The following is a 12,611-nucleotide window of genomic DNA, read 5'->3' as shown; positions in this document are numbered from 1 at the left end:
GTCCGGAACTGTCATCCAGCCGAGATGGCGGCCCAGGGAAGCGGGTAGCAACGAAGCGTGGCTTGATATCCAGCATTATCCGCCGAGTTGACCCAGGTCAACCGCGCTTTCCGGATGGCGCCTAGATTGACACCAAAGAGGTCAGAGTTCCCTTTCATAACGACCCCATTAGGGGTGGTACTGCGCAGGAGTGTTCCACGCTTCCACGGAGAACAAGAATGAAAACGCCTTTCAAGATTGCCTATGCCCTCATCGCGGGCGGGCTATCGGTCGCTGCGGCAGGTGTTCATGCCGAGACACTGGAAAAGGTTGCTGCGACGGGCAGGATTACCGTCGCTTATCGTGAGGCGGCGGTTCCCTTTAGTTATCTGCTTGGCCCGCATAAAGCCGTTGGATTTTCAGTCGACCTGACGGAAGCCATCGTTGACGATGTGCGAAGCCGGCTGAAGCAGCCTGGCCTCAAAGTCGAATACATCCCAGTGACCGGGCAGAATCGTATTCCGTTGCTGGTCAACGGTACCTATGATTTGGAGTGTGGTTCGACCACCAATACCAGCATGCGTGGCAAGGAGGTGGCATTCTCGATCAATTTCTTCTACGCGGGAACTCGTCTGCTGACCAAACGCGATTCTGGTATTAATGGCTACGCTGATCTGGCGAAGAAGACGGTAGCCAGCACCGCCGGCAGCACGAACGAGAAGGTAGTGAGAAAGCACGGCGCTGACAACAATATCGACGTCCAGATGATTTCCGGCAAGGACTATGCAGACGCCATGCAACTCGTGGAAAACGATCGCGCGTCAGCGCTTGCCTTGGATGACGTTCTGCTATTCGGCTTGCGTGCCAATTCAAGGAACCCTTCTTCGCTTGAGATCGTGGGCGATACGCTTCAGGTGGAACCATATGCTTGCATGGTCCGTAAAGACGATGCGGAGTTCAAGAAGCTGGTGGATGGGACCATAACGCGACTGATGAAATCGGGAGAATTTACACGGCTCTATAAGAAATGGTTTGAATCTCCGATCCCACCTGCCGGAGTGAATCTGAATATGCCGATGAGCGAGCCGTTGCGAGCAAACATCAAGACACGTAGCGATAAACCGGCGCAGTGATATTTCTGCATGATTTCGAGATGGCCCTAACGACCGCCAGCGGAATAACTGGCCCGCATGCGGGGATTCCAACAGCGACCGGCAGTCCTCGGCGTTCTGCCGATTCCTCGGCATAACCCGGAGCGTCGGTCAGTCAGGGCCACTGGCGTGGTGTCACTGCCGGAATTTTGCCCGCTCCTACGCGTCTGTGAGCAAGCATGGTCAAGGTCTATGCAACCTTTGCAGAAAAGCGTTTGCATAGCCATGTCGCCGGGAAACGTATCAATGGCAATTGGCGCCAAAGCGTGGCGGCGTCCCAGAAATCCTGATGACTTGTGACCAAGCCATCCTGGTCAAAAGACAAATGGGTGCAGCCCGGAACATCGAAGGCATGCTGGCGCACTCTCCCCATGAATGTCCATGCAACAAAGGCTTGTGCACCGCTGCCCATCTTCGTGTGAAATGCAAAACGAGGTGTCTCGACGGTCTCGAACATATGCTCGAAGACGGTACGGATGGCCGCGATGCCGCAGACTTCGTTGAACGGATCACAGAAGCGCGCCTGGCTCGCGTAATACAGGTCCAGACGTTCCAGCGACGAAGGCGACAGCGCGCCATACCATGCCAGTAGCGCGGGAAGGGTGCGCGGCGCATGGGCAAATTGATTGTGTGGCATGTCGGTCATCATGATTCATGGTGGCGGGTCAATCGCTGTAGCAGCCCCAGGCTGACGCGGTACGGCAGTAGGCTGATCAGACGAACCAGACGCGTAAAGCGTTGTGGGAACGCGATCTCGAAGCGACCGCGTTCCAGTCCGGCGACAATTGCTTCCGCGGCACCCTCCGGCGTCATGAGCGCCGGCATTCGGAAGTCGTTGCGCGCCGTCAGACGAGACTTGACGAAGCCGGGATTGATCAGGTAGACCCCCAGTCCGTGCGCATGGAGCTCGACGTACAACAGTTCCGCAAGGTTGATGAGGGCTGCCTTGGATGGGCCATATAGCGTGGCGCTGGGTAACCCGACGTACCCGGCGACGCTTGCCACAATGGCCAGTCCGCCCGATCGCCGCGAAAGCATCCGTGGCAGGACGGCACTTAGACCGTAATAGACACCACAGACGTTGGTCTCCAGCGTGTCGTGCGCTTCCCGCGCTTCCAGTTGCCAGGGGCGAAGCGGACGGTAGTCGGCCGCGCAAAATACAACCAGATCCACGCCTTCCCACGCTTCGCACAACGCGTCGTGAGTCGCCTTCCAGTCGTCCGGCCTGCGCACATCCATGGTGAGCACGACGCCTTTGGGATGGCTTTCGATCACCGCGAGCAGGGCATCGGTTCGTCGGCCCGAAACCGCGACCCATGCCCCCTTTGCAAGCAATGCTTTGGCGAGTGCTGCGCCTATTCCGCTTGACGCGCCGACCAGCCATACGCGCTTGCCATGCCAGTCGCGCAGCCGAGGGTTGAGGTGCAGACCGAAAGCCATGTCCGGATTCCTATGGAGGCGGGCGGCGAAAAATTATTGTCACCTGCCCAACTTCAAAGCCGAACTTCGTGACGCGGGCGCGGTTGATCATCGTCTGCGGATCGATAAGCACCATCATGTCGTCGAACTGCACGTCGTACAGCTTTCCATCGACGGGCAGTTGCATGGTATAGCGCCAGCGCAGAACATTGCCTGCGGCCTCTCCCATGGCTGCACCAACGATATCAGGCGCCTCGCCTTGCCACGTGCCGTCGGGCTGGTGATCGAGGGTCCATGTCCGTTCCTGTGTCGTGCCATCGCTGTAGCGGAATGCTTCGTGCAGGACGAACTGCTGCTGTGACATGCGCCCGTCAAGGGCTACATGGAACCGTTTGACGACTTCGCCATTGCGCTTTTGGAACATTCCCCATGCTTCCGTCTTGCCGCCAAAAAACTGAGTGATCTCCAGCACTGGGCGCTCATGGGCGTACCGGCTCACATCGGGTGCACTGCATGCCGTGCCAAAGCTTGTAGCGATGCCAAGAACCAGGGCGTTCAGGGCTCTCATTGAAGTTCCTCCAATACGAGGCGTGATGGCATTTGCAATGTGGAAAGCGCACCCAACTTGAGCAGGCAGGGAAGGCCTGCGTAGGTGAAGGCGAGTGCCATGCCGGGGATACCCGTCGCGGGAAAGCCTGGCACATAGCCAAGCCAGGCGAGGCCGGGCAGGGTCAGTGCCGAGATAGCCAGACATAGCTTGCCTATCAGCGTCCAGATACCGAAGCAGGCGCCGGCCCCCTCGCCGTCCGGTAGGCACTGCGCGAGAATGACAGGCGGTATCGCAAGATCGGCCCCCAGCGCAAAGCCACAGGCGACACATATCACCAGGAATGGCACCACATCTCCCCGACCCAGTGTGGCCGCCCACACGAACGCCGCGATGGCGACCCATATTGCTGCACGCCACGCCCGTTGAGGGCCAATCCGTCTTGAAATCCCCACCCAGACTGGAAGTCCCATCGCGGCAGCCGAAAAATATATCGCGAGACTGGGTGTGACCCATCGAGGTGCCCCCAGCCGATCTTCAATGAAAAAGACGGCGAGGGTAGCCGGTATTGCGACAGACAATCCATTCAGGAAATAGGGCACCAGAAGCATGCGGAACGAAGGGTTGTGCAGCACGGTCCTCGCTACGCTAACGATGAAGGGGCGGAGACCGCGGTGGCCCGATCGGCCGGTCCGACTGGGTGGCATCCTTTGCCAGGGAGGGGCGAAGCGCAGCAACCAGACTGCGCCGATCAGCAGAATGGCAAAGAGTGCGATGAACGGAATCATGGCGTTACGCGGCGCCAGGTCGTCACGTTCCATCAGCCAGGCGGGTCCCGCACTGGCAATAAGGACACCGAGAACGCCCGCACCCTCTCGCCACGCGGCTGCACGCGTCAACGCGTCGCAATTGAGCCCCAAGCTCGCGCCCCACGCGAGGTAAGCGACATTCATAAAGCTGTGTGTGGCGTAGACAAGGACCAGGGCGGCGGCGAACCAGGCCATCAATGCCCATCCTGAGACCGGCGGCATCCATAAGGCCGCAAACGCTGCGATGAGGCATAGGGAAGTCGCCCACAGCGCAGGGCGCAGGCGACGGCTACCCGCCAGCGCATCTGCCCAGCGCCCGAGGCATGGATCTTGCACGGTATCGACAAGGCGGGTGAGCATCAGGACGAGTCCCGCCGTGGACAACGGCATGCCCAGGCGCGAGGTGTAATAGGCAGGGGCCAGGACATAGATGGGCAGCGCGACCATGGCAAGCGGCAGGCCAAGGGCGCCGTAAGCGATGAGGGAAGCCGGGCGTATGTTCATCGTGCCGGTCCCAGGAGCTTCTGCCGCAATGCCGGATCCCGCGTCGATGGGCCAAGCCATATGGCAAAGAACGCGTGGGCCAGGACCGGATCGTCGAACCGGCCAGTTTCACGGTCATTGGCGTAGAAGCGCGCACCCTGCGCCGGCGAGTACACGCCGGTCAGGCAGTCTCCTGCGCGAACGTCGACCAGTACGCGGGAAAGCGCATGGCGCCAACGATCGGTTGTCGTGTCGGACAACGAATTGCCGTAGATACGGCGGATTTCATCGATGCTCGTTTCCACCAGGCGCTGCTTCGGGATGTCTCTTGCGTAGATGAGACGTAGCGCGAACGGCGCTTGTAGTACGTCCGGCGAGTTCGAGGCAGCCGCGGCGCCGCCGGAGACTGGTGCGCGGGCCATCCAGAGCTGCGCGACATAGACGCGCAGTCCGAGCCACCGATACTCGCCCTGGCCGATCATCCGCGCTTCAGGCAAGCTTTCCCGACACGGCTCGGCGGCAATGCCGGGCAGCGCGGCGCATGCAAGAACAAGGGCTGCCAGACGGGCCATGCTAGTCCTTGCGCGTGAGAAGGAATTGCATGACGTCGGTGCGGCCCGCGTCGAACCCGACCTCGCAATAGCAAAGATAGAGCCGCCACATGCGTATGAATCCCTCATCAAAGCCAAGCGTCAGAATCTCTTCCACATGAGCTTCGAATTGCTCGCGCCATCGCCGGAGGGTTTCGGCGTAGTCTTTGCCGAAGGCCAACACCTTGCAGCTCGAAAATCCGGCTCTGTCGGCTGCCCGGGCAAATTGCTCAGGGCTTGGCAGCATTCCACCGGGAAAGATGTACTCGCGGATAACATCGCTGCTATGCCGATAGGCGTTGAAGCGAGCGTCATCGATCGTGATTGACTGCACCACCGCCTGGCCCTCCGGGCGAAGCCTTCGGGATATCTGATCGAAGAACGTGGGCCAGTAGGCTTCTCCGACTGCCTCGAACATCTCGATGGACACGATGGCATCGTAGGTGCCATCCAGATCGCGATAGTCGCGAAGCTCCAGCTTGACACGGTCCGTCAGGGCCGCCTGCTCGACGCGCGACTGGGCCATCGCGAGCTGGGCGGCGGAGATCGTGACGCCGTGCACCCGCACGCCGCGCCTGGCCGCGTGTAACGCGAACCCGCCCCAACCGCACCCGATTTCCAGCACGTGCATGCCTGGCCCTAGCGCGAGCACGTCACAGATATGCGCGTACTTGGCTTCCTGTGCCTCTGCCAGCGACCGTGCGCTGCGACCATCGAAGTATGCTGCGGAGTAGCTCCAGGTTTCGTCGAGCCACAGGGCATAGAACGGATTGCCCAGGTCGTAGTGGGCATGGATGTTCCTTCGGCTGCCGTTGCGCGTGTTCCTGCGGAAAAGATGTCGCAGTTGATACCAGCGGCGGCTCAGCCATCCTCCGTGGACGGCGCCTGACAGGGCCGATTCATTCTCGAGGGCCAGATGCAGCAAGGCGACCAGATCAGGGGTGTCGACCCATCCGGCGCGGTAGGCTTCAGCAAAGCCGATATCCCCAGCGCGCATGACGGCTTCGCATGCGCGCCAGTCCAGCAGCGTCAGCCGAGCCCCCGGCGCCTGATGCGGATCGCCGTAGATCGCCTCCTGCCCGTCCGGCCGTAGTAGCACCAGATGGCCCACGGCCAGGCGGTCGAGCGCGGCCAGGAACATCCTGGCGAATACGGACGTCCGGGACGGCAGCAGGGTGGGGATACAAGGTTGTAGCAGTGCACGCTGGCTGGAAGGCAGGCGGTTCATATGAAGGGGCGATGCCAGACAGAGGTGGAGTTAGCCGACAGGCGGTACTGAAGGTGGTTGCTTTCCATGAAACGGAACCGACATTCGCCACAGACGCAAGGCCTGCCAGTGGATGCGTACAATGACCGCGATAGCAGCCCAGGGCTGGCTTGCCAGGATTGTCATCATGCCCCCCAGCGTCAGAGGTGCTTTGCGGCCACCGATCGACGTACGAAGCACGAGGCCGCCGCTGTCGTCGTAATAGTCAATACCGACGTGCGCTACATCGTCTGTTTCGCGCACCTGAAAGGCGTAGTGTCCTTGCACCGTGTTAAAGGGCGACACATGCAGGCACTTTCGGGTAGCGAGGACGGTGGACGCCTGGATGGCGCCGAGGTCCGGCGCGGTGACAAGGTAGGCGTGGTGATCCCCGAACGTGTTATTCACATCGGCGACAAGCGCCCGCAATGCACCGGCTTTGTCGTAGCAATACCAGAAGCTGACCGGATTGAAGGCGTAGCCGAAGATGCGTGGCGAGGTCTGCAACCAGATCGGTCCGTCGTCTGGCAGCCCCAGGTCAGCCAGACGTGGCCGAATCCATCGGCCGAGCCCGGTGCCATCGCGCGGTCCGTAGTCGCGTGTGTAAAGGCTCACGAGCCGCGGATGGTCGACCCCAAACCACCAACGCCGCAGGTTCGGCAGCGCATCGATGTCGACACGCAGGCAAAAGGTGGGGTACACGAAGCGATGGCGCGCGGGGCGCAGGCGTTCGTGCATGACGCGGCAGCGCAGGAGCCATGCAGCAGGCATCATAGTCGCGACCAGGCTGGCAGGGCGCCGAAGTCGCGGGCCACCCGCAGGGCCGACTTCAGGCCATCTTCGTGAAAGCCGTATCCGGTCCACGCGCCGGCGTACCAGGTCCGTCGTTCGCCTTGCAGAGCGGGCAGCCGTTGCTGTGCCGCAATGGCCGCGAGGTCGAACACGGGATGGGCGTAGTGGAAGCGGCGCAGTTCCGTGCCAGGCGCAGGCTCGCGAAACGCGTTCAGGGTAACGACGACGGGCGAGCGAAACGGCAGCGGCTGCAACTGGTTGAGCAGATAGCTCACACAGACCGCACGTTGAGCGTCACCGTGCTGGCGGCCCAGGTAGTTCCAGGCTGACCATACGCGCTGACGACGAGGCAAAAGCGTGGCGTCTGTGTGCAGGATCGCGACATTGGACGCGTAGCGCACGCTGCCCAGTACATCACGTTCGGCGGGTGATGCGTCGGCTAGCATCCGCAGCGTATCGGGCGCGTGCGTGGCGAACACGATGGTATCGAAGCGTGATGTGCCTTCATCGGTCATGACAGCCACACCGGCTTCATCGCGGCGCACCGCGCGCACGGCAACCCCAAGGCGAACATCATTGAGATGGCTGGCAATCCGGTTCACGTATTGGCGGGCGCCGCCGGCGACGGTGCGCCACTGCGGCCGGTTGCGGACCTGCAGGAGCGCATGATTCATGCAAAAGCGCAGGAACGTCGAGGCAGGGAAGCGCATCACGTCGGCGGTCGCGCAGGACCAGATGGCGGATGCCATGGGCAGCAAGTAGTGCTGACGAAAGGGTTGCCCGTACTGGCCTGCTTGCAGCAGATCTCCCAGAGAGCAGCCGCTGTGTTCAGCGAACGCCAGATGTGTTTGCGCGGCGCCATTGAACCGTACGATGTCCCGGAGCATTCCGAGGAATGTTGGGGAAAACGCGTTGCGTCGCTGCGCGAACACCGTACTCACATTGCTGCCGGCCCATTCGAGGCGCCCATCGTCAAGCGAAACGGCGAAGGACATATCGCTCGCGTGAGAACGCACACCCAGCGCCTCGAACATCGACACGAGATTGGGATAGGTGCGGTCGTTGAACACCAGGAACCCCGTGTCCACGGGACAGGTGAAACCCTCCAGCGTGACGTCAACCGTATTGGTATGCCCGCCCAGATAGTGGCCCGCCTCGAAAAGCGTGACGGCGTGGTCCCGCGAGAGCATCCAGGCGGTCGCCAGGCCCGAAATCCCAGCGCCTACAACGGCAATCCGCAGTCCCTTCTGAGTGACCGAATATGCGCTCACGCTGCACCTTTCTGGCTTTTTTGGCGGTTGTTGATGCGGTTTGGAGCGGGGGTGCTAACATACCCCTACTGTCTCGGAAAGAAGGTTACTGCATAGTAACGAAATTTACAAATGGGTATTTTGGGCAAGCTCAGCTTCAAGGACCAAACCTTTCGCTTACGCGAGGACGCGATTCTGGATGCGACCACGCGCATCCTGGCGGATAAGGGGTTCGACCTGATGACGATGGACGATGTCGCCGGCGAGGTGGGCATATCGAAGCCCATTCTTTATAAGCATTTCAAGTCCAAGGACGACCTCGTGGGCGCTGCGATGATCCGACTCATCGATGGCGCCATCGACTTCCTGGAGCAACTGCCGCAGCAGGAAACCGCAATGGGGCGGTTGCGCGCGCTCCTTGCGTGGGCGCTGCGCGTACGACTGGAAGGTGGCCTGCCGTTCCTGCCATCCACCAGCCCGCATGTGCGCGAAATGCTAACGCACAACCTCGGCTACGTAACGCGCGTATTCAAGCTCAACGGCATCTTGAAGGGGCTGGTAGGCGAGGCAAAAAAGAGTGGCGATCTGGATGCCGCACTGCCAGACGATGTGATTTTGTTCTCCTATTATTCGCGGACGTGTGATCCTGCGGTCGAATACCTGCGTCTATATGCAAAATTGGATGACGAGCGAATCGTCGCGCATATGCTCGATGTGTGTTTCCATGGGATCGCCGCACGCGCCTAGTCGCTAAAAGCCTGCGGGTAATGAAGAGAGCGACACGGTCTTCTCGACCGCTGGGTGAATAGAGCCGGAGACGGCTTCCGACCGAGGCCGTGTGGAAACGTCTCTCGAATCGGACTAATGCGCGTCTCCTCCGGGGCGTAGCCTGTCTTATCGAATTTTCGGCCAATCTGGTCATGGGACGACGCCGTAACGGGTGCGAACAGCGCTAGTGAGCTCCTGAGGGCGATCTTCAGCCCATTTTTTGGGCGCAAATGGGTGCTTACGCACCCACCAGGCGCATTGCCTTCATTGTTTTCGAGAACCCGAGAATTCGAAGGACGCGCTTCAGGTTGTACGCCAGAACATGCAGGCTCATTTCAGTACCTACATTCGGTAGCGTGCGCGTCAGGAAGTGCGTGTAGCCCATCCAATGTTTGAAGGTTCCGAAGACATGCTCGACGGTTCGCCTACGAACCGTCATTGCATCCGGCGTCTTGTCGAGCCGGCGCTGGACGGCCTCCAGCACTTCCTCATGCTCCCATCTGGAGATGCGCCGGTACGGACTCGGCGTGCAGTGAGATCGCATGGTGCACTGAGGACAGGCACTACTCCAATAGCGGCGTAGCTGCAGTCCATGTTCTTCTCTGGTGAAGCGGTATATCGCACGTTCACCGGCGGGACATTGATATTCATCGTCCCGGGCAATGTAGATGAAGTCCGCCCGATCAAATCGACCTCCCGCCTTCGCGCTGGACGTCGTTGGCTTGGGCAAGATGGCAGCAACTCCCGTATCCGCGCATGCCTTGATCTCCTGCGCGCTGAAGTAGCCACGATCAGCTATGGCTTTAAGCCTGGTCTTACCCATCGCATCGCGAGCGGCTCGAGCCATCGAACTCAGTTGCGCCCGATCATTGCCAATATTGGTGACTTCATGAGCGACGATCAGATGGTGCTTGGCATCTACGGCCATCTGTACGTTGTAGCCGACCATTCCGGAGCCCTTGCCACTTGTCGCCATCGAACGCGCATCAGGATCGGTCATCGAGATCTGACCATCTGGAAGTGTCTTGAGCTCTTCCTTTATCTGGCCAAGGCTATGCATCTGCTGACGCAGTTGCGCAATCTTCTCGCGCAGTCGAGTTGTCTTGAGTTCCATCTCCGCCGGCTGCGTGCGATCGGCAGTCTCCAGCGCGCTCAGATACCGCTGGATGCTTTCCTCGATTTGCTGCTGGCGTTTGTCGACTTTGCCAGCCGTGAAATTGCGGTCCCGAGTATTGACTGCCTTGAACTTGCTGCCGTCGATGGCGACCAGGGCCTGCGAGAACAACTTTAAATCGCGGCACAGAACTATGAAACGACGGCAGACATTGCGAATGCCCGTGCTGTTATCCCTGCGGAAGTCTGCAATCGTCTTGAAGTCCGGCGCCAGTCGGCCGGTAAGCCACATCAGTTCTATATTGCGTTGGCACTCGCGCTCCAGACGGCGGCTGGACTGGACTCGGTTGAGGTAGCCATAGATGTAAATCTTCAACAGGACGGCAGGATGAGGTAGCCTGATCGAGACAGACACGCCTGGTCCTTAGATTAAGATCGTGGATCAGGAGCGCGCGAAGATGAGCAAGGCAAGACAGACGTACACGGAAGAGTTTCAGGCAGAGGCCGTGAGACTGGTGCTGGAACAGGGGCTGACGCTGCAGTCGGCCGCCCAGCGTCTTGGGATTCCGAAGGGCACGTTGACGAATTGGGTGTTGAGAGCCAAAGCGCCTGGAGCAACAGCGGCACCAGGAGGCGTGACAGTGGCGGAGCTGGCGGCGGAGAATGCGAGGCTGCGCAAGGAGCTGGCAGAAGCGAAGCTGGAGCGCGATATTGTAAAAAAAGCCGCAGCGTACTTCGCCAGGGAATCACTGCCCGGTACGCGTTCGTGAGGCAATGGCGAGAAGTGTATCCGGTGAAGATGATGTGCCGGGTATTGGGAGTCTCGCGCAGTGGTTATTACGACTGGACGCACAGACCTCACGGGCTCAGTCCGGAACAGGAGCGGTTGCATCTGGCGATCCGGGCGGCCCACAAGCGCACGCGTCAGACGTATGGCACGCGGCGCCTGCAGCGAGAACTGGCTGGCGATGGATTCATGGTCGGTCGTGACCGGCTGGCCCGACTGCGCAATGAGATGGGGATTCGGTGTCGGCAAAAGCGTCGATTCGTGGCGACAACGCGCTCGGCACATAATCTGCCAGTGGCGCCCAACCTACTGGAGCAGAAGTTTGAAGCCGACAGGCCAAACGCCGCGTGGGTGACTGACATCACGTATATCGCAACCGACGAGGGGTGGTTGTACCTGGCAGGAATCAAGGACCTGTACACATGCGAGATCGTGGGCTACGCGATGGGGCCCAGAATGACACAGGAACTGGTAGGCGAGGCGCTGTTCCGGGCGGTGCGTAGCAAGCGGCCGCGGCCCGGCCTGATACATCATTCGGACAGGGGTAGCCAATACTGTGCTCACGGCTATCGCAGGTTGCTGGCGCAGTTCGGCATGCAGGCATCGATGTCACGCAAGGGAAATTGCTACGACAATGCGCCCATGGAAAGCTTCTGGGGCAGTCTGAAAGCAGAGCTGGTGTACCACCATCGGTATGCCACCCGGATGGAAGCCATGGCCTCTGTTCGTGAGTACATTGAAATTTTTTACAATCGCCAACGGCGGCATTCCAAGTTGGGGTACCAAACGCCAGGCGAAGTCGCTGCAAGCTACCTCAATCGACTAGCTGCAGCATGAACCAGACGTGTCCGCTCTAGACAGAACACCTCAGGATGATATGAGGGGCGACCTGTAGTCGAAGGATTGGCACCTTCGAACCCGAGCGACTCGAGATCCAACTCTTCAACGAACGCGTCGATGATCCTGGCGGGGTTATCCTCGGCGATGAAATCATCGAGGCATTCTGGAAGCAGCGTAGCTTGCTTGCGGTCTTCTCCCTCTATGAATCGCTTCATCCGGTCCCCCAATCTGAATGCGTTGATCCAGTCTAGGTGATCGAACCGTTTTCACACAGCCTCGACCCATAGCCGCCTTCCGGATTTAGGAGACCGTAATGACCGCTTCCGAGTGCGGAATCAACCGGTCGATGCAACATCTAGAATCTGTGTGAGCAGTGGAGGTGTTGCAAATGAAGCAGAGGCCGAGGATCTATTATTCCGAGGCGCAGAAGGCACTCATGTGGGATCGCTGGCGCAAGGGAGATACGATTCATGAGATCGCCAGGTTATTTGATCGCGGGCACTCTTCAGTCCAGAGGATCTTGTCGGACGCGGGAGGCATTCGACCAGCACAACGCCATCGCGCCGCGCGAGCGTTGACGTTTGCCGAGCGTGAGGAGATATCGCGCTCGCTGGCGTTAGGGCTTTCGATTCGGGCCATTGCATCGCGGCTGAATCGCGCTCCGTCTACCATTAGCCGTGAGCTCGAGCGCAATGGGGGCGGCAGAGCTATCGTGCGAGCCAGGCCGATGCACTGGACTGGGAGCGAGCGCGTCGCCCGAAGCTCTGTAAGCTTGTCAGGAACCGGGTGCTGGCGCAGGTCGTCGCCGGCAAGCTGAGGCTGCAGTGGTCCCCAGCA

The 12,611-nt window shown here is 60.0% G+C and carries 11 protein-coding genes and 3 pseudogenes; 4 read left to right on the top strand and 10 right to left on the bottom strand.

Annotated elements, in window-relative coordinates:
• Nucleotides 1-218 precede the first annotated feature (218 nt).
• On the top strand, nt 219-1,112 hold the full coding sequence (locus ACIGJG_RS32750; protein ID WP_483674157.1) for a transporter substrate-binding domain-containing protein: 894 nt from the start codon (nt 219-221) through the stop codon (nt 1,110-1,112).
• A 208-nt stretch (nt 1,113-1,320) separates the two neighbouring features.
• Here ACIGJG_RS32750 and ACIGJG_RS32745 read toward each other — a convergent pair whose 3' ends face one another.
• The 8 genes from ACIGJG_RS32745 to ACIGJG_RS32710 are packed head-to-tail and all read right to left on the bottom strand — an operon-like array spanning nt 1,321 to nt 8,287.
• Nucleotides 1,321-1,779 carry a nuclear transport factor 2 family protein gene (locus tag ACIGJG_RS32745; RefSeq protein ID WP_483674156.1) on the bottom strand — a complete coding sequence of 153 codons (459 nt, stop codon included), beginning with the start codon at nt 1,777-1,779 and terminating at the stop codon, nt 1,321-1,323.
• Nucleotides 1,776-2,570, bottom strand: a complete 795-nt coding sequence (locus ACIGJG_RS32740) for an SDR family NAD(P)-dependent oxidoreductase (protein WP_483674154.1) — start codon at nt 2,568-2,570, stop codon at nt 1,776-1,778. The genes ACIGJG_RS32745 and ACIGJG_RS32740 overlap by 4 nt, the downstream gene beginning before the upstream one ends.
• Nucleotides 2,571-2,580: 10 nt before the next feature.
• Nucleotides 2,581-3,117, bottom strand: coding sequence for a DUF3833 domain-containing protein (locus ACIGJG_RS32735; protein ID WP_483674153.1), 537 nt, complete (start codon nt 3,115-3,117; stop codon nt 2,581-2,583).
• Nucleotides 3,114-4,409, bottom strand: coding sequence for an MFS transporter (locus ACIGJG_RS32730; RefSeq protein WP_483674152.1), 1,296 nt, complete (start codon nt 4,407-4,409; stop codon nt 3,114-3,116). Before ACIGJG_RS32730 ends, ACIGJG_RS32735 begins: the two co-directional genes overlap by 4 nt.
• Nucleotides 4,406-4,960 (bottom strand): chalcone isomerase family protein, encoded by a 555-nt coding sequence (locus ACIGJG_RS32725; protein ID WP_483674151.1) that lies wholly within the window; start codon nt 4,958-4,960, stop codon nt 4,406-4,408. Before ACIGJG_RS32725 ends, ACIGJG_RS32730 begins: the two co-directional genes overlap by 4 nt.
• A gap of 1 nt (nt 4,961) precedes the next feature.
• Nucleotides 4,962-6,206, bottom strand: a complete 1,245-nt coding sequence (locus ACIGJG_RS32720; protein WP_483674150.1) for a class I SAM-dependent methyltransferase — start codon at nt 6,204-6,206, stop codon at nt 4,962-4,964.
• Nucleotides 6,207-6,236: 30 nt separating this feature from the next.
• The gene (locus ACIGJG_RS32715; RefSeq protein ID WP_220632189.1) at nt 6,237-6,998 is read right to left on the bottom strand and encodes a DUF1365 domain-containing protein; all 762 of its coding nucleotides are present in this window, start codon (nt 6,996-6,998) and stop codon (nt 6,237-6,239) included.
• On the bottom strand, nt 6,995-8,287 hold the full coding sequence (locus tag ACIGJG_RS32710; protein WP_483674148.1) for an NAD(P)/FAD-dependent oxidoreductase: 1,293 nt from the start codon (nt 8,285-8,287) through the stop codon (nt 6,995-6,997). Before ACIGJG_RS32710 ends, ACIGJG_RS32715 begins: the two co-directional genes overlap by 4 nt.
• A 111-nt stretch (nt 8,288-8,398) precedes the next feature.
• On the opposite strand from ACIGJG_RS32710, the gene ACIGJG_RS32705 reads away from it, so the two are divergent.
• The gene (locus ACIGJG_RS32705) at nt 8,399-9,013 is read left to right on the top strand and encodes a TetR/AcrR family transcriptional regulator (protein ID WP_011295862.1); all 615 of its coding nucleotides are present in this window, start codon (nt 8,399-8,401) and stop codon (nt 9,011-9,013) included.
• Nucleotides 9,014-9,272: 259 nt separating this feature from the next.
• On the opposite strand, the pseudogene ACIGJG_RS32700 reads toward ACIGJG_RS32705, so the two are convergent.
• A pseudogene (locus tag ACIGJG_RS32700) lies at nt 9,273-10,538 on the bottom strand (IS1182 family transposase); the annotation flags it as partial.
• A 67-nt stretch (nt 10,539-10,605) separates the two neighbouring features.
• Between ACIGJG_RS32700 and ACIGJG_RS32695 the strand changes: the two are divergent.
• Nucleotides 10,606-11,771 (top strand): IS3 family transposase gene (locus ACIGJG_RS32695; RefSeq protein WP_483673311.1). Its coding sequence is split into 2 segments (ribosomal slippage): nt 10,606-10,870 and nt 10,870-11,771, totalling 1,167 coding nucleotides; the frame shifts between segments, so codons are not numbered across the junction.
• Between the two features lie 26 nt (nt 11,772-11,797).
• On the opposite strand, the pseudogene ACIGJG_RS32690 reads toward ACIGJG_RS32695, so the two are convergent.
• Nucleotides 11,798-11,989, bottom strand: a pseudogene (locus tag ACIGJG_RS32690) (IS5/IS1182 family transposase); the annotation flags it as partial.
• A gap of 173 nt (nt 11,990-12,162) precedes the next feature.
• Between ACIGJG_RS32690 and ACIGJG_RS32685 the strand changes: the two are divergent.
• Nucleotides 12,163-12,608 (top strand): annotated as a pseudogene (locus tag ACIGJG_RS32685) (transposase); the annotation flags it as partial.
• Between the last annotated feature and the right edge of the window lie 3 nt (nt 12,609-12,611).

The sequence above is a fragment of the Cupriavidus sp. C1SS-2L genome, from assembly GCF_057073735.1.
Note: the sequence above shows the minus strand (reverse complement) of the source record. Positions and strands in the feature narration are given on the sequence as shown.

What these genes read in the sequence shown, in the direction of transcription:
- ACIGJG_RS32720 (WP_483674150.1), bottom strand. Translation starts at nt 6,206, where the DNA reads ATGAACCGCCTGCCTTCCAGCCAGCGTGCACTGCTACAACCTTGTATC.
- ACIGJG_RS32750 (WP_483674157.1), top strand. Translation starts at nt 219, where the DNA reads ATGAAAACGCCTTTCAAGATTGCCTATGCCCTCATCGCGGGCGGGCTA.
- ACIGJG_RS32740 (WP_483674154.1), bottom strand. Translation starts at nt 2,570, where the DNA reads ATGGCTTTCGGTCTGCACCTCAACCCTCGGCTGCGCGACTGGCATGGC.
- ACIGJG_RS32715 (WP_220632189.1), bottom strand. Translation starts at nt 6,998, where the DNA reads ATGATGCCTGCTGCATGGCTCCTGCGCTGCCGCGTCATGCACGAACGC.
- ACIGJG_RS32745 (WP_483674156.1), bottom strand. Translation starts at nt 1,779, where the DNA reads ATGATGACCGACATGCCACACAATCAATTTGCCCATGCGCCGCGCACC.
- ACIGJG_RS32735 (WP_483674153.1), bottom strand. Translation starts at nt 3,117, where the DNA reads ATGAGAGCCCTGAACGCCCTGGTTCTTGGCATCGCTACAAGCTTTGGC.
- ACIGJG_RS32705 (WP_011295862.1), top strand. Translation starts at nt 8,399, where the DNA reads ATGGGTATTTTGGGCAAGCTCAGCTTCAAGGACCAAACCTTTCGCTTA.
- ACIGJG_RS32725 (WP_483674151.1), bottom strand. Translation starts at nt 4,960, where the DNA reads ATGGCCCGTCTGGCAGCCCTTGTTCTTGCATGCGCCGCGCTGCCCGGC.
- ACIGJG_RS32730 (WP_483674152.1), bottom strand. Translation starts at nt 4,409, where the DNA reads ATGAACATACGCCCGGCTTCCCTCATCGCTTACGGCGCCCTTGGCCTG.